Origin of the sequence: Lysinibacillus sp. UBA6686, from assembly GCF_002455205.1 — a bacterium.
GTDB classification, from domain to species: Bacteria; Bacillota; Bacilli; order Bacillales_A; family Planococcaceae; genus Lysinibacillus; species Lysinibacillus pakistanensis.
In genome coordinates this window covers 72853-89212 of sequence record NZ_DKJS01000073.1, presented here as the reverse complement: position 1 = coordinate 89212, position 16360 = coordinate 72853, and the positions used below count along the sequence as shown (strand labels likewise).

The following is a 16360-nucleotide window of genomic DNA, read 5'->3' as shown; positions in this document are numbered from 1 at the left end:
GCGTAGTGTTAACAAGGAGATTCCGAATAAAAAATATCGGCATCTCCTTTCATCTTTCTGAAAAAGGAGGATAATTCCATGCTGTGGTATATAGGGAAGCGACTCTTACAATCTGTGATTACTCTTTTTATCATCCTAACAATTGTTTTTTCATTATTACGATTAATGCCAGAGGAAGGCTATTTAGGAGCAGCAGCTGATAAAATGTCGCCTGCGCAACAAGAAATATATTTAACAAATTTAGGATTACGTGATCCTTTATTGGTCCAACTAGGTAACTTTTACAGTAAATTGTTTCAAGGAGATTTGGGGAAATCTGTTACCTACAGGACAGATGTACCAGTCGTTACAATTATTGCAGATAAAATTATGTATTCCTTGGCTTTCGGTTTAGGGGCTGTTGTGTTATCTCTAATGCTTGGTGTTCCACTTGGTATTTTAATGGCTCAAATGAAAGGGCGTTGGCTGGATCGATTGGGGACTGGCTATATAGTGATTGTCGTCGCAGTACCAGCTGCTGTTTACTATTTAGTTATTCAAATGTATATTACGGAAATTTTTCATTTGCCAATGCTTTTTGATGTGTATAAGCCCATTACCTGGATTTTACCACTTGCTTCAATGGCATTAGCACCAACTGCCTCCTATGCCATGTGGATGCGACGTTATATGGTGGATGAATTAAACAAGGATTATATTAAGCTAGCACGAGCAAAAGGCATGAAAGAGCGGACATTAATGTTTAAACATGTTTTACGAAATGCCTTTATACCTATGGCACAATATTTACCTGCAACGATTCTTTTTACCATTACCGGCTCCATTTATATTGAGTCTTTGTACTCTATTCCTGGAATGGGTGGCTTACTCGTTGATGCGATACAGCGCCAAGATAACACCATTGTACAGGGCTTAGTCCTTGTTTTTTCTTCACTTGGGATTATTGGATTGATTTTAGGGGATATTGCCATGGCACTTGTTGATCCACGGATTAAATGGGGGAAAGGGGAGAGTGTACGCTAATGGGGATGTATTCAGAGGAAATTAATAATATTTCTCATAGATCACGTGAAGCATTATTTGAATTTGCAGTAACGGATGAGCGTCAGGCAGAAGAAACAGCCTACTCAAACTATTCCTATTGGCGTTCAACCTGGAAATCCTTTTTAAAAAATCGAATCGCCATCTTTTTGTTAGTCGGCGTGCTAATGATCGTAACCTTCACAATTCTTCAACCGTATCTACCAGCGCAAAAATCTCCTACTGAAATTTATTTAGATGAACAAACAGGTCTACAGGCACGGAATATTGCTCCAAATACTGAATTTTGGTTTGGGACAAACTCCATTGGACAGGATTTATGGTCTCGTATTTGGGCAGGGACAAGGACCTCTTTATTGATTGGCTGCGTCGTAGCCATCGTAGAAGCTATTATCGGAATAACAATCGGTACACTTTGGGGCTTTTCGCGTAAATTGGAGTTACCAATTACACAACTATACAACATCGTTGATAATATTCCGACAACCATTGTGTTGATTTTAATGTCTTATATTTTACGTCCTAGTGTTTCCACCATTATTATTGCGATGTGTATTACGGGCTGGGTTGAAATGGCGAGGTTTATTCGCAATCAAATTGTCATTTTGCGTGATCGTGAATATAACTTAGCGTCAAAATGTTTAGGGACACCAGATTATCGCATTATTTTAAAAAACCTATTACCTTATCTGATTTCAGTCATAATGCTACGCATGAGTCTGGCAATTCCATTTGCTATAGGTGCTGAGGTTTTTTTAACCTACATTGGATTAGGCCTACCAATTAGTGAGCCATCCTTAGGGAATTTAATTAATGAAGGACGGGTGCTAATGATGTCTCCAGAATTACGATATCAGCTTATATTTCCGAGTATCGTTTTAAGTGTGATTACAATTGCATTTTATATTATAGGAAATTCATTTGCAGATGCAGCAGACCCCAAAAATCACGTATAAAGGATGAGGATATTGACACAAGCACTATCTTGTATTTTAACTATTCAAAACCTAGTGATTAAATTTTCGCTTCGTGGCAGGGTGTTAACAGCCATTCGTAATATCTCTCTTGATTTGTATAAGGGTGAAAGTATGGCAATAGTGGGTGAATCGGGTTCGGGAAAATCGGTGCTAATGAAATCAATCATGGGCTTGCTTGATAAAAATGGTTACATTGATCAGGGTCAGATTATGTACAATAACCGAGATTTGACACAATTTAACACTGAGCGGGAGTGGTTAGCTATTCGAGGAAAAGAAGTGGCGATGGTGACTCAGGACCCAATGACATCATTAAATCCGCTGAAAACGATTGGCAAGCAAATTAAGGAATGCGTAATTTTACATCAGTCCCTAAAGGGTAAAGCGGCATATATAGAAACCTTGAAATTATTAAAGGATGTTGGCATTCACGATGTGGAAAAACGTTTCAGGCAATATCCACATGAATTTTCAGGTGGAATGCGTCAACGAATAGTCATCGCTATTGCATTAGCTTGTAAACCGAAAATATTAATTTGCGATGAACCGACAACAGCCCTAGACGTTACAATACAAGCGCAAATTTTACAGCTTTTAAAGCATCTCCAACAAAAATATGAGCTAACAACCGTCTACATCACGCATGATTTAGGTGTCGTTGCTAAGGTAGCCGATCGTATTGCCGTTATGTATGCAGGAGATATTATCGAAATTGGTAAGACACATGAAATTTTCTTTAATGCTAAGCATCCCTATACATGGGCACTCATTTCCTCATTACCACAGCTAGGTTCAAAGGGCGAGCAGCTTTATTCCATTAAGGGCACACCGCCAAATCTGTTCCAAGATATTAAAGGAGATGCCTTTGCGCCACGCAATCCATACGCGTTAAAGATTGATTTTGTGGAACGTCCTCCATTTTTTCAAGTAAGTGATACACATTATGCCCGTACATGGCTGTTAGATCCTCTTGCTCCTAAAGTACAACCTCCTGAAGCACTGCAGGCATTTTTTGAAGAAGGGAGACGATATGCACATGAGTCATAAGGAGATTCTAGTTGAGGTTAAAAATTTAAAGATAGCTTTTGGTAAGGGTAAGCATAAATTTATGGCAATTAATGATGTTAGCTTTACTATTTTTAAAGGTGAAATATTTGGCTTAGTGGGAGAATCAGGCTCAGGGAAAACTACAATTGGTCGAGCTATTATGCGTATCAATGATGTGGCTGAGGGTCAGATCATTTATCGTGGTCGGAACATTCATGGCAAGATTGCGAAAAGCTGGGATCGGGAAATTACCCAGAAAATCCAAATGATTTTTCAAGACCCTATGGCATCCCTTAATGAACGGGCTAAGGTTGATTATATTATCTCTGAGGGATTACTCAATACCAAAAACTACAACAATGATGTGGATCGCCAACAAAAGGTGCGGGCTGCACTTTTAAATGTAGGATTATTACCAGAGTTTTCAAGTCGCTTTCCACATGAATTTTCAGGAGGTCAACGTCAGCGTATAGGCATTGCACGAGCTTTAGTAATGGAGCCGGAATTTATTATTGCAGATGAACCCATTTCAGCCTTAGATGTCTCTATTCGTGCACAAGTTTTAAATTTATTAGCAAACCTACAGCAGCAAAAAAATTTAACCTACTTATTTATTGCACATGATTTGTCAGTAGTCCGCTTTATTACGGACAGAACAGCAGTCATTTATAAGGGAAGAATCGTTGAGCTAGCAGAAACAGAGCGGCTTTTTTCTAATCCTATTCATCCCTATACGCGAGCATTGCTATCAGCCGTACCAGAGCCTAATCCCTATAAGGAGCGTAATAAAATCGTAGACATCTATGATCCAGCACAGCATTGCTATGATAGAAATCCTCCATCATTTAAAGAAGTAGAAGAAGGGCATTTTGTCTTGGCAAATGAGGAGGAAATGGCAAAATACCAAGCATCACTACAAATGGAGGTACACAAATGATATTTCCAAAAGCTTTAAAAATAGGGGATACAGTTGGTCTTATTAGCGCTTCAGGTGCCACTCCACCTGACAAATTAAAGCCAGCAATTGAAAGTGTTGAAAAGCTTGGATTAAAGGTGGTTGTTGGAGAAACATGTCAGGCAAGGCACGGTTATTTAGCGGGAACTGATCAACTTCGTGCGTCTGATGTTAATCAAATGTTTAATGATTCAACGATTGATGGTATCTTCTGTATTCGTGGAGGTTATGGGGCTACAAAAATTCTACCACTTTTAGATTTCGATGTAATAAGAGCCAATCCAAAAGTCTTTGCTGGTTATAGCGATGTTACAGCTTTACACATTGCCATTAATCAGAAATGTGGCTTTGTGACCTATCATACGCCTATGCCATCAACGGAATTTATTCAGCAGGATATGGATGAATATACATGGGATTCTTTTAAACAACAGGTGATGGCAACAACTTGTCATGATTACCAGCTAAAAAATCCACCTAGTTGCAGTATGACAACGCTTGCTGCTGGTCAAGCAACGGGACAGCTAATTGGAGGAAATCTAACACTAGTAACAGCTTCACTTGGCACCCCATATGAAATAGATACTAAGAATAAAATATTATTTTTAGAGGATATTGATGAAACTGAACATCGGGTAGATCGAATGCTCACACAGCTTAAATTAGCGGGCAAGCTTGATGAGGCTGCGGGCATTTTATTAGGAGCTTGGACTAATTGTGGGCCAGATAACCCGAAGCATCCGGAGCATAGTTTAACGTTACAGACTATTTTTCAAGAGATTTTAGTGCCACTAAAAAAGCCCATTCTAATGGATTTAACGTGTGGTCACTGTTTACCAACAATGTCTTTACCTCTTGGTAGCACCATCTCTTTGAATACAGAAAACCAACAAATAAGAGTTATTGAGTAGGTATATTATATGGTACGTGCTATTCAAAGAATGCTTGAAGAAGCTCCATATAACGTACATTTATTTGTCAAAGACCCAAATACAAATCACTATTTCATACAGGAGAAGCTACATGCGGTTTTTTCCAGCGCCAGTTTAATTAAAGTGCCTATTTTACTTGGGGTGTTGACATATTTAGAACGCTACCATCAAGATGTCCATCAAGAGATTAGAATAGCACCAGAAGAATGGGTTGACTATAGTGTTATCAGTGAACAGCGTATTGAAAGAAGTACTATCTATGAGCTACTGGTGTGGATGATTATTACAAGTGATAATGCAGCTACCAATGTCCTGATTGACTTTATCGGAATGGAATTCCTCAACCATTATTTTCGACAAATTGGTCTTAGGCAAACAAAATTGCAAAGGAAGATGATGGACTTCGAAAAGCTAGAAAGAGGAATTGACAATCTTACTTCAGCAAATGATATGGCTCATCTTTTTACACGAATTTATCAACAAGATCTGCTACCTAAACAATTTAGTAAGTTGACAATCGATATCTTAAGTCGCCAACGTGTCCATGAATCACTAAAACGTTATTTAGTAGATGATGTGAAAATGGCTCATAAAACAGGTGGTCTTGAAACAGTCGAGCATGATGTTGGCATTGTTTACAATGGCTCAAATGATTATCTGATAGGCGTTTTTATAACTGAGGTAACCAACAATGAGTATGCAAAACAGCTTATCGGTCGGATATCAAAAAGTGCGTATAAGCATTTGGTGAAGCGAAAGGGGTGACCAAATGAATGCTATTGTGACGGCAATGATTGCAAATTTACATGCCATGCCACAGGAAGAATCCGAACTGGTCGACGAGGTACTTAATGGCATGCCTGTAAAGATTATTGCTAACATAGATGCTAATTGGGTACGTATACAGACAGCCTATCGATATGAAGGATTTTGCCAAAAAAAATATTTAATTATGGATGAGGAAAAAACAAACACTTGGCTACAAGAAGCCAATCATTTCATTATTCAAAGCTTTGCAGATATTTTACAATATCCGCAAATTCAAAGTAGCAAAATAATGACGCTAGTAAAAGGCTCAATTGTACGATTTTTAGCAAGTAAGGGGGACGATTCGGAGTGGGTGTCTGTACAAATAGCATCTGGTGAAATAGGATATACACGAAGAAAATGGCTTCAACCAAAAGATGCTGAAAATAGATTATTAGATTCGCAATTCCGAGAAAATGTTGTGCAAACAGCACTAAGCTATTTAAATGCTCCCTACCGTTGGGGAGGTAAATCTCCTTTAGGCATTGATTGTTCTGGGCTTTGTTCAATGGTCTATATGCTACATGGCGTACTGATTTACCGAGATGCTAAAATTGTTGATGGTTTTCCGATTAAACAAATACCCTTCGAGCATCTGCAAAAGGGTGATCTATTATATTTTCCAGGACATATGGCCTTATATATGGGTGATAGCCTTTATATTCATTCTTCACTTGGAGGGAGTGAGGTAAGTATAAATAGTTTGGATAGTAAACATCCACTTTATCGCAAAGACCTAGCTACAAGACTTACGGCTGTGGGAAGCTTACTTCTTTAATTATAGTTTAAAGTGAATTGGAGCAATTGTTTATCTCCAATCATTTCGAGAATACCTTTGTTGAGCAAGATGCTTCTGTATACAAACAGAGTGCATCTTTTTTGTTTTCTTAAAATTATGGAGTGATGAAAAAATGGGCACTATATGATTTAATAGATGCAATCGTCATAGGTGAAATGGGGACGGAAAAACCATGCAATTCCTTACGGGTAAATAGCAGATAAAATCGATGTATATCCTCAATGAATGGTTAATAATAGATAGTTAGCATGGGATTATTTTATGCTATAATAAATCAAAAGTAAAAGGACCAGGAGGGGATGTATTGGACACTAATTTAAAAGAATTATTGCGTACTGTTTTAAGGGAAGAGTTAGCACCGATTAATCAACGATTAGATGGCATGGATAAACGATTTGACGGTATTGAGCAGCGATTAGATAAAATTGAAAGTGATGTACAGGAACTAAAAGCTGGACAAGCTGAGCTTCAGAAAAACATTGTTGAAAATTTAGGGAATTTCACTGAAAAAATTGCTCATCAAGTAGAGGATAGGACGGGTGCATTAAATAAACGTGTTTTTGAAGTTGAGACAGTGATTCAAAGATTGACGAATCAGTAATTAAATGAATGTTAGTAGTTTAGATTATTGCTATAGATGTTTGTATAAGAAGAGTTTAAAAATCTCCATGCCACAAAGGGGTGTCCCAAAGTAGCATGGAGATTTTAATATTGAAAAATATTTAATTCTTGACCTGCTTCGATTTTATCAGATCGGAGCTGATTCCATTGTTTAAGGGATGTTACTTTCACCTTATGTGCCTCGGCAATATGCGTAAGAGAATCACCGTCAGCCACAGTAATTGTTTTTTTATTTTTTACAGGACTATCATATTGCTCTAGGTCATATTTTGCAATGACTGTATTGAGTTTTTCATTGTATTTAGAATCTGTTGCATAAGAACCTGTTAAGAATTTAGTGGCATCTGTATAGGATTTCGTGTTGCTTTTGAATACTCCTGCATAGAAATCTTTATTCCAGGAAACACCGTTACGCAGTAATCTTACATAGTCTTCCATGGATTCTTCATAGGAAGGATATTTGCGAAATTCAGCCATCACAGTTGTCATGTTCCCTGAACCATCGTCCTCAGATGTTTCAAGTGTTACTGAGTTATTTTGGTAACGACCTTTCATTCCAAATAAATTATTATTTGGTGCAGTGCTAAGTCCACTTTGACCATGCTCACTTTCTAAAATGGCTTGTGCAATCATAACGGATGCGTATAAATCATTTTCAGCTCCAAGTTTTCGTGCAGTTTCCGCAATGGAGCCAATAAATTCTTCCACGCTTGGACGATCATCCACAACTTCAGGAATTGTAGTTTCACGCGTATTAAACAGCTGCGTTACCATAAAAAATGAAATACAGATAACAATAGTAGCAATCATTAGACCTTTGAAGAAATTTATGATGTATTTCATAGTTTCATTGATGTTGGTAGATTACAACATCTCCCTCCTTTCTATCAAAGTTTAGCTATCTCTAATTATTGCAAAGAGTGCAAAAGAAATAAAGAGATGTTTAGTTGAATAGATTCCGTCATTAATAGAACGTCACTAACTTCAATTAGTTCCTAGCTATACCTACCGTTGAATTTCCATCAATAAAAAATTCAAGCTGGAAATGAAATATACTTTATTATCAAGCTTTTAATAATTAATTAACGATAAACATTAAATAATTATTGTAAAAGATAAAATGAAATGTATAATAAAAGATAAGAAAGGGGATGCTTGATATGGAGCAGACAATCCAAAGTAAGGAATTTCGATTGTTAACTAAAGGATTACGCACAATTTTCACCATTTTAATGGTTCTGATGATTTTTGCGCTAACAATGATAGGTGTTCTTTTGGTAGCAGTATTTATAGTGACGGAAAAGGAAGTCCATAATATACTTGTACATGGGCAGATCGCCGCCTCTATTCACTTTGGAGGCTTGAAAATCGAATTAGCCAATCAAGTAGCCAATGATTTTCATTTCTCTAAATGGAATGTCTTGAAATTATTATTTACTGCTACAATATACATAGCACTATTATTATTTATCGTTGTGCAAGTTAGAAATGTGTTAAGCAACTTAAGCAAAGGAATTATTTTTTCAGGAACGAATAGTAGAAAAATGGAATGGATTGCTTATGCTATTGTTTTTTTAAGCTTAACAGTTGGAGCATTCCGTACGTATGTAACCTATACCATTTTTGAACAATTTAAATTAGCAGAATTGCTAGTCGATACGGGATTAATCAAAGGGGTAGCCTACCAATTTACGGGGGTTAATTGGACTCTTTTACTATGTGGATTAGTCATTTGGACGATTGCCCGTGTATTCCGATATGGAGCGTTTTTACAAGATGAATATGATGCAACAGCTTAGGAAGTGAAAAAATGACAATAATTATTCGATTAGATCGAATGCTTGCTGATCGAAAAATGCAGCTAAGTGAGCTAGCAGAAAAAGTAGATGTGTCAATTGTCAATCTATCCAATTTAAAAACAGGAAAGGTTCGTGCCGTGCGTTTCTCTACATTAAATGCAATCTGTAAGGCATTGGGGTGTCAGCCAGGAGATATTCTAGAATATGTAGAGGATGAAGAATCATAGAGACCTTAAGAGTAGAATGCTCCCAGGGTCTCTTTATTTATGAATAAATATTATATAATGGATGCTATCTTTGAAACAGTGGGTTAGGAGGGACAATCAAACATGAAGGCTTTTGGTTTTCTATTTATTTCAATCATCTCAGAGGTTTTTGCCAGCTCAATGTTAAAACAAACAGATGGCTTTAAACGTATACTACCGTCTATCGGTGTCGTAGTTGGATATGGTACAGCTTTTTATTTTCTTTCCCTAACATTGCAATCCTTAGCCATTGGTACTGCATATGCGATATGGGCTGGAGTGGGAACGGCACTAACAGCCATTATTGGTGTGATCTTTTATAAGGAATTAATGAATCGAAAAAAACTTTATGGAATTTTATTTATTATTATTGGTGTAATTGTTCTCAACCTTGCAGGTGGCGGACATTAAGGAGGAGTAACAATTGAGAGGTTATCTGTTTTTAACGTTATCCATTATTAGTGAGGTATTTGCGACAACAATGCTTAAGCTTTCAGAGGGGTTTACCATTTTAGGTCCATCAATAGCGGTTGGATTCGGATATGGGCTTTCGTTTTTCTCATTATCCCTGTGCTTGAAAACATTACCACTGAGTCTAGCATATGCGATATGGTCTGGAGTAGGAACTGCACTTACCGTAATTGTGGGTATCGTTATATGGGGAGATTTATTTAATCTATATTCAGCTATTGGAATAGTCCTGATTATTGGCGGTGTCATTCTACTAAATCATGGAGATCAACAACATACAACACCATAGAGTCTCAACAAGAAAACGCCCAAATGAATGGACGTTTTTTTTTATTTGGAAGAATCTTTAAACTTATAAAAATTAATAGAGAATATAACGGTTAATAATAGGATGACATAGCTAGTTGGAATAACGCTATAAAATCTGTGAATATTTTCAATAGATTGATCAAATATCACCTGACTACAATAGAAGATGGGCGCGAATAATACAATTGAAAAAACGGTATGGTAAAGGCCTATTGTTTTACGAGAGTTAGGAAGCACAGCATGTACAATAAGCAGTGCTAATAGATGCATGATTACAAAGACAGCTGCCATTTGTATGAATCGACTTGGTAGCTGATGCTGAATAATAAAATAGGGAAATACTATTGAAAAGAAAAGTATAAATAGATAACTAAACATTCTCATTACCTGTACCTCCTTAGTATGGTAGAATAACGCCTACACTTATATGGTGTACAACATCATTTTCTAAATAGGGCAGGATGCTTTCAATTGTACCCGTTAAGACAGCACCACTAACCTTTAAGGAATGTTCATCTGCGTTACCAATAGTATTTTTTAAAATCTCGGCATCGTATACTTTTTCATGGTATGGAAAACTTAATCCTGTTGCATCTTCGCCTCTTTCTTTTATTCTCTCTTTTAAAATAGCAAGTCCTTCTTGTTCATCATTACCATATGTAGCTACTTCATCTAAAAAATTTTGCGCGGACTGAAACGGTTGATCTTTTAAGATGTGAAAGCCATATGCTGAATCACCATTTACTAAACCATAATTTCGGGGTATGAAAGTAGGCATTTCTTTTTTCATTTCTTCTGCCTCTTCTTTTTCTTCCTCTATAGATTCAAGCAGCCCATTTTGAATAATCCATGCCCATTGTGCAGTAGGAAATTGTTTAATCATCTCTTCAAACGTTACTTCTTGTGTAAAGGAAACAGCAACCTCTACATTGTAGAAGGGTGGTAAAGTTTTTAAATAAGACAGGTCGTTTTCAATTTTTGGTTCTGTGTAAGGATAAAATTGGAATACTCGATAACTATTATTGTATCCATTTAGATTACTATTATTTTCAACATATGCTTTTGTTCCTAAAATTGTATAAAAATGCTCAATGGTACCCCATTTAATTTGGTGACCATTAATATCCTTAAATTGATTGGATTTTGTCGTACCTGCTAAGAAAAAATAATTGTAGTTAGTATTAATTGTTTGGATATTAGCGCCTGTAAATAGGCTATCTGTATAATCCTGCAAAGTTTGCTTATCCATTTCCTTATACATAAAATATTGTCCCATGGCAATTAGTCCCCATAATAAGAGTACAATACTTATAAAAACACTTATTGAAATGATAATGATTCTTTTTACTGACTTTCGTTTGGCATTTTTCACTAAATGTTGAAATGATTCATCGTTATTAATAATTGATATTTTCTCCATAATCACCAGTCCTTTCGAAAACTTCACTAAATTTTTTCCGTGCTCGGGCAAGCTGAGTTTTAATGCTTTTATCTGTCGTTTGAAAAAGAATAGCGATTTCATTTAATGTTAATTCAGCGCTATATTTTAATAATAATAACTCCATTTCTTTAGGCTGAAGCATGCTTAATGTTTGTTGAATGGTAGTCTGAGCTTCTTTTTGTAGTACGTATGATTCAGGTGTTTGTTCATCTAATAAATCCTGCAAGTTAAACGTGAGTACATAGTTGTTCGCATGCTTTTTCTTTCGTAAGGCATCGTAAAATTTGTTAATTGCTACACGATATAGCCATGCTTCCGCATAATTTGCATCAATCCCGTCTATGTATTTGATGAATTGATAAGCTGTCTCCTGCAATATATCCTCAGCATCCTGCTTATTAGCACCCATTTTGAGCAGCGTAAAGTATACTGCTTTTAATTTTTCATGTAATTGAATACCAAATTCCTCATTCATATCAACCCTCCTAATTAGATAACGATTCAATTGGAAAAAGGTAAACAACAATGTAAAAATTTATTTATGCTTTGAACAATAAGATATAACAACAGTGTAATGCTATGGCACGATATTACTTATTTAGTGATCCATTTTTTGTTAGAGCTTCAAGTGTTTTTTAAAATATTCTAAAATTAGGAAGTTCGAGTTTACATGACGAAAAAAGTCGTCATATTCCTTCATTCTACATATGATATCGAGAGGGGTTGAATCATTTGTTATAGCTTCAACAGATGACTCAATAAGTCGCGGGAGGGGCTGGAGAAAATTGAAACATGAAAAAAGAAGAAATCATTTTCTATGTGAAGCACTAAACGACATTAAGGTTCTACAGGATATCATGAAGGATTTTCATTCTAAATACTTTGGTCAGTTGCTTGTGAAAATTGTTGGAAGTGATACGATTCCCTTCTTTCTCATAACACATAATGGCTCACATTTACGATTAATGGATACTGTTAATCAGTTTGAAACAGAGTATTTCCGTATAGAGGGTGTTGATATCGAGCGTTGTCGGGGGACGGTTTCACTGCTACGAGCCTATGATTATGAAGGAAAAGATACAAATTTAATAGCTGATGTTGTGAGGTTAGAAAGAACATCCACTGAAAAATCCATTGAATTTAGTGGTATATCTGCAATCCAATTATTAAAACCTGACATGCTAAAAGGGAAATTCATCATTGAACCAAAATGGTAATAAAAACTACTAAATCATTTGCATTGGCAGAATTGATTAGAGAGAGAATCATATGAAAGGGAGAGATACATGACAATTATCGGAATGTTGCATCATCGACTTGACCCAACAACCGTTATTAAGTCATATGCATATGCAGCCGTTGCAAAAGCGGAAGGGGCTCAATTTTTTTATTTTACACCAAAAAGCATAGATTTTAACAAACGATCCATAAGAGGAAAGGTATATGAAAATGGTGAATGGCTCGAAAAAATAATGCCTTTCCCAGATGTAGTTTATAATGCAGGTAGTCCAGAAAAATTATCAGTTTCAAAGGAAATTATTGATAAATTAAAAGATGAAATCCCATTTACAACGCATTCTATAGGGAATAAATGGAACGTAATGAAGCGTCTTAAGGAAGCAAAGGAATTTGATAAATATTTAATACCAACAGAAGTTGTAAAAAATGCTGAGTTATTTCATAAATTTTTTACTTACTATAAAAAAGTCGTATTTAAGCCGATAGACGGTCGCAAGGGAAAAGGCATTTATTTTATAACGAAAGCAGGTAGTACGAATTTTGAGGTAAGAAAGGATAGTGAAAAGCGATTATATTCCAAGCACCAGCTTGATGAATTAATTAAAGGGCAACTTGCTACAGGAACCTTTATCATGCAGCCATATATCCAATCTAAAACGAAGGCAGGTCAGGTTTATGATTTCCGTCTTCACGTCCAAAAAAATGGCGAGGGTAAATGGGTTATCACTACTATTTATCCGAGAATTGCCCCTGCTGGTTCGATTATTCCGAATATCAATAATGGAGGATTTACGAATTATTTAGATCCTTTCTTGGAGCAGGAATTCAAGGAAGAGGCCTTTGATATTCGACGTATGCTAGAGCATTTCTCCTTAACATTAGCTCAACACCTAGATGAAATTCAGATGGTGCAATTTGGAGAGGTGATTGATGAAATTGGGATTGATGTGGGCTTAGATGAGCAACAAAAAATTTGGATGTATGAAGTAAACTGGCGACCAGGTTGTCCTCCTGCTTTTTATTTAGAACTAGATGTTGTGATTAATTCTATTCGCTATGCAATGTATCTTGCGAAAAACCAAAAACAAGTGAAAAAAGGAATTAGTCAACAAAAACCACAACAAAAACTACAACAAAAATCACAACCACACCCACACCCAAAAGAGCAGCAGAAACCAATTATTGCTATTACAGGAAGTGCTGGGAAGACAACATCTAAAGCTTTTCTAGGCTCAATATTGTCAAGAAAATGGAAAATTTTCGAGTCGAAAGATTATTGGAATACGACTGAGCATACAAAAAAACATGCTGAGGAAATTAACGCTTCTCATGAGGCGGTAGTGCTTGAGTATGGAATGGCTTACCCAGGTATCATTACGAATCACTGTAGTATTATTCAACCGAATATTAGTATTATTACAAATATTGGGTTAGCACACGTTGGTAATTTTGATGGAGATATTAAGGGTGTGGCAAGGGCAAAATCTGAATTAATTCATGGAATGGATCAAAGTGGTTTATTAATCTTGAATAAAGATGATGATAACTCTAAGTTTTTAGAAACACAGCAATTTAAAGGGAAAATTATAACGGTTGGTATTCATCGTCCCGCAGATTATAAAGCCTATGATATTCAATATAAGGATGTTGGTATGACCTTTAAAATAAAGCTTCAGGGACAGGAAATAACAATGTATATTCCTATTTTAGGAGAACATCATGTTTATAATGCTTTGAATGCCATCGCAGTTGCGGATACTTTAGGGTTTAGTCCAGTTGACATTCAAGCAGGGCTGAATTTCAAAAAACCGCCTAGAAGGCTTACGATTTATAATTGTCGTGATAATATTACTGTTATTGATGATACAGTTCATTCTCATCCTCAGGGTGTGCGTGCGGCGATTGACGTACTGACAAATATAGCGAAGAAACGTAAAATTGCCATCATTGGTCAAATGCGGGAATTAGGGGATTTGCGAGAAGAGGAGTATCGTAAGTTGGGTGAATATGTTTATGAGCAGGATATAGATCTTTTTATCACATATGGCTTTAGAACGGAGGAAATGGGCGCCGCTGCAAGGGCAATAGGGATGGACCCAGCGAAAGTTTATCATTTTCTAAATAAAGATGAGCTCCATGCACTGTTAGAGAAAATAATCGAACCACATGACACCATTTTAGTTAAGGGTGCTAGTAAAACGAATATGTTTGAGACAGTTAAATTTTTAGATGACACTTATAAGGCGTAAAAAAACCCGAGTAATTGTCTAATTATAAAAGGACAATTACTCGGGATATTTTTAAAGCAGTGGGGGATATATGTACCCCCACCTTTTTTATGCGACCTTTAAGATGAATTTTATTTCCTTGGCTGCATTGACAGCATTTTGTTTAGCCTCAGCCAATGTAGTGCCCTCTGCAATGACATATGCGTAGCGATGGCCCATGGATAGAGGAGGGGTTAGCAATGTTCCTCTTCTAGGTTTCACATAGACATCTACCACACCTGGTGATTTAGATGCCCTGGTTCTACCAATAACTCTCTCTAAAATCCCTTTACTTTCGACAATGACATATTTTGTGTAGACAAATTTTTTATGTCTTGGCTGAATATTTGGAGGCTCCCCTAATAATAGTTTTAATGTTTCTTCCACTAAATTAAAGCCAAATGCTGCAAAAATCATATTATTCATAGCGCCACCGGAAATTCTCGGATTAATCTCAATAAGCTTCCAGCCGTTTTTTGTTAAACGAAGCTCTAAATGCAGCGCACCATTTTCAATGTTAAATGTTTTAACAATGGATTGAAGTACTTCTTCAAGACCAACTTGTATATCTGATGGAGCTTTTACAAGAACCCCATAGCCTGTAATGATAAAACGTTTACCTTTTGTAATTTCTTGCTCTACAATACCGATCACATGAGGCTTTCGCTTATAGACAATTGCCTCTACTAAATATTGAGGACCATCAATATATTCTTCAATCATAATAGTTTCTCCTAAATTCTTACTTCGAAGATAACGGAGATGATCGTTTAGTTGACTTGAATCTTTGGCTAATAAAACATCTTTTGAGCCCGTTGACTTTGGAGATTTGACAATCAGTGGGAATTCTAGGTTTGTCGGAACGGATTCATGTGGTTTGATAAGAAAAAACTTTGGCGAATAGGATTGATTTTTTAAATAATTTCTAGTTTTTTCCTTATTTTCCATCATTTCAATGGCAGTTGATGATGTATAGTTATCACAAAATTCATCACATAAGATGGAAGCAATATGGACATAGGGATCGACAAAGCTAACAATCGTTTTTATTTCTAATCCTGATTTTGTTAATTTATAAATTTCATCCTTCATGTCTTCTATTTTTGACGTATCAATAAGAATCATTTTATGGATATCTGGATAGGCTCTTCTCTGCTGTAATTGCTTTTCATTGTTTGTAAAAAGTACTGTAAAAAAGCCCATTTTTTCTGCTGCTCTCGTTGCTTCACGACTGGACCCAGATTTGTTTGTACCGATAAATATAATCGTTTTCAGGTATATCACTCCTTTTAGTGGTACTGAGATACTTAATCACAATTATATATATGCGAAGAAATAGTTTTCCTCTAGTTATGTATCTTGTCTACATCCAAGCAACTTTTATGACCAGACATATACTAGTTAGGAAAG

General features: G+C 36.1%; 19 protein-coding genes. 14 read left to right on the top strand and 5 right to left on the bottom strand.

Going from position 1 to position 16360, the window contains the following annotated elements; genetic code table 11:
- The first annotated feature begins 78 nt into the window (after positions 1-78).
- From B2R82_RS19415 to B2R82_RS19380, 8 genes are all read left to right on the top strand, one after another.
- Complete coding sequence (locus tag B2R82_RS19415; protein WP_286926508.1) at positions 79-1023, top strand: ABC transporter permease; 945 nt, start codon at positions 79-81, stop codon at positions 1021-1023.
- Positions 1023-1997, top strand: a complete 975-nt coding sequence (locus B2R82_RS19410) for an ABC transporter permease (RefSeq protein WP_286926507.1) — start codon at positions 1023-1025, stop codon at positions 1995-1997. Before B2R82_RS19415 ends, B2R82_RS19410 begins: the two co-directional genes overlap by 1 nt.
- 12 nt (positions 1998-2009) lie before the next feature.
- Positions 2010-3065, top strand: a complete 1056-nt coding sequence (locus B2R82_RS19405) for an ABC transporter ATP-binding protein (RefSeq protein ID WP_376781226.1) — start codon at positions 2010-2012, stop codon at positions 3063-3065.
- Positions 3055-4002: an ATP-binding cassette domain-containing protein gene (locus B2R82_RS19400; protein WP_286926505.1), complete on the top strand. Its 948-nt coding sequence runs from the start codon at positions 3055-3057 to the stop codon at positions 4000-4002. Before B2R82_RS19405 ends, B2R82_RS19400 begins: the two co-directional genes overlap by 11 nt.
- Positions 3999-4931 carry a S66 peptidase family protein gene (locus B2R82_RS19395; protein WP_286926504.1) on the top strand — a complete coding sequence of 311 codons (933 nt, stop codon included), beginning with the start codon at positions 3999-4001 and terminating at the stop codon, positions 4929-4931. Before B2R82_RS19400 ends, B2R82_RS19395 begins: the two co-directional genes overlap by 4 nt.
- 9 nt (positions 4932-4940) lie before the next feature.
- Entirely contained in the window at positions 4941-5717 is a 777-nt protein-coding gene (locus B2R82_RS19390) for a serine hydrolase (protein ID WP_286926503.1), read from the top strand.
- A gap of 4 nt (positions 5718-5721) precedes the next feature.
- The gene (locus B2R82_RS19385) at positions 5722-6537 is read left to right on the top strand and encodes a C40 family peptidase (protein ID WP_286926501.1); all 816 of its coding nucleotides are present in this window, start codon (positions 5722-5724) and stop codon (positions 6535-6537) included.
- 325 nt (positions 6538-6862) lie between these two features.
- Complete coding sequence (locus B2R82_RS19380; RefSeq protein WP_286926499.1) at positions 6863-7159, top strand: hypothetical protein; 297 nt, start codon at positions 6863-6865, stop codon at positions 7157-7159.
- Between the two features lie 104 nt (positions 7160-7263).
- Here B2R82_RS19380 and B2R82_RS19375 read toward each other — a convergent pair whose 3' ends face one another.
- Positions 7264-8022, bottom strand: a complete 759-nt coding sequence (locus tag B2R82_RS19375; RefSeq protein ID WP_286926497.1) for a glucosaminidase domain-containing protein — start codon at positions 8020-8022, stop codon at positions 7264-7266.
- A gap of 317 nt (positions 8023-8339) precedes the next feature.
- Between B2R82_RS19375 and B2R82_RS19370 the strand changes: the two genes are divergently transcribed.
- The 4 genes from B2R82_RS19370 (at position 8340) to B2R82_RS19355 (ending at position 9983) form a co-directional block, all read left to right on the top strand.
- Positions 8340-8978, top strand: coding sequence for a DUF2975 domain-containing protein (locus tag B2R82_RS19370; RefSeq protein ID WP_286926495.1), 639 nt, complete (start codon positions 8340-8342; stop codon positions 8976-8978).
- Between the two features lie 11 nt (positions 8979-8989).
- On the top strand, positions 8990-9205 hold the full coding sequence (locus B2R82_RS19365; RefSeq protein ID WP_283871906.1) for a helix-turn-helix domain-containing protein: 216 nt from the start codon (positions 8990-8992) through the stop codon (positions 9203-9205).
- 102 nt (positions 9206-9307) lie between these two features.
- Entirely contained in the window at positions 9308-9634 is a 327-nt protein-coding gene (locus tag B2R82_RS19360) for a DMT family transporter (protein WP_286926494.1), read from the top strand.
- Positions 9635-9647: 13 nt separating this feature from the next.
- Positions 9648-9983, top strand: a complete 336-nt coding sequence (locus B2R82_RS19355) for a DMT family transporter (protein WP_286926492.1) — start codon at positions 9648-9650, stop codon at positions 9981-9983.
- Between the two features lie 41 nt (positions 9984-10024).
- Here B2R82_RS19355 and B2R82_RS19350 read toward each other — a convergent pair whose 3' ends face one another.
- From B2R82_RS19350 to B2R82_RS19340, 3 genes are read right to left on the bottom strand one after another with little or no spacing between them, the layout of a single operon-like run.
- Entirely contained in the window at positions 10025-10387 is a 363-nt protein-coding gene (locus B2R82_RS19350; RefSeq protein ID WP_286926490.1) for a hypothetical protein, read from the bottom strand.
- 13 nt (positions 10388-10400) lie between these two features.
- Positions 10401-11423 (bottom strand): anti sigma factor C-terminal domain-containing protein, encoded by a 1023-nt coding sequence (locus B2R82_RS19345; protein ID WP_286926488.1) that lies wholly within the window; start codon positions 11421-11423, stop codon positions 10401-10403.
- Positions 11401-11919, bottom strand: a complete 519-nt coding sequence (locus B2R82_RS19340; protein WP_286926486.1) for an RNA polymerase sigma factor — start codon at positions 11917-11919, stop codon at positions 11401-11403. Before B2R82_RS19340 ends, B2R82_RS19345 begins: the two co-directional genes overlap by 23 nt.
- 310 nt (positions 11920-12229) lie before the next feature.
- Here B2R82_RS19340 and B2R82_RS19335 point away from each other — a divergent pair, with 310 nt between their 5' ends.
- Positions 12230-12661, top strand: a complete 432-nt coding sequence (locus tag B2R82_RS19335) for a hypothetical protein (RefSeq protein WP_286926485.1) — start codon at positions 12230-12232, stop codon at positions 12659-12661.
- A gap of 69 nt (positions 12662-12730) precedes the next feature.
- On the top strand, positions 12731-14932 hold the full coding sequence (locus tag B2R82_RS19330; RefSeq protein ID WP_286926484.1) for a YheC/YheD family protein: 2202 nt from the start codon (positions 12731-12733) through the stop codon (positions 14930-14932).
- An 87-nt stretch (positions 14933-15019) separates the two neighbouring features.
- Here the strand turns inward: B2R82_RS19330 and B2R82_RS19325 are convergent, their stop codons facing one another.
- Positions 15020-16225: an ATP-grasp domain-containing protein gene (locus tag B2R82_RS19325; RefSeq protein ID WP_286926523.1), complete on the bottom strand. Its 1206-nt coding sequence runs from the start codon at positions 16223-16225 to the stop codon at positions 15020-15022.
- Between the last annotated feature and the right edge of the window lie 135 nt (positions 16226-16360).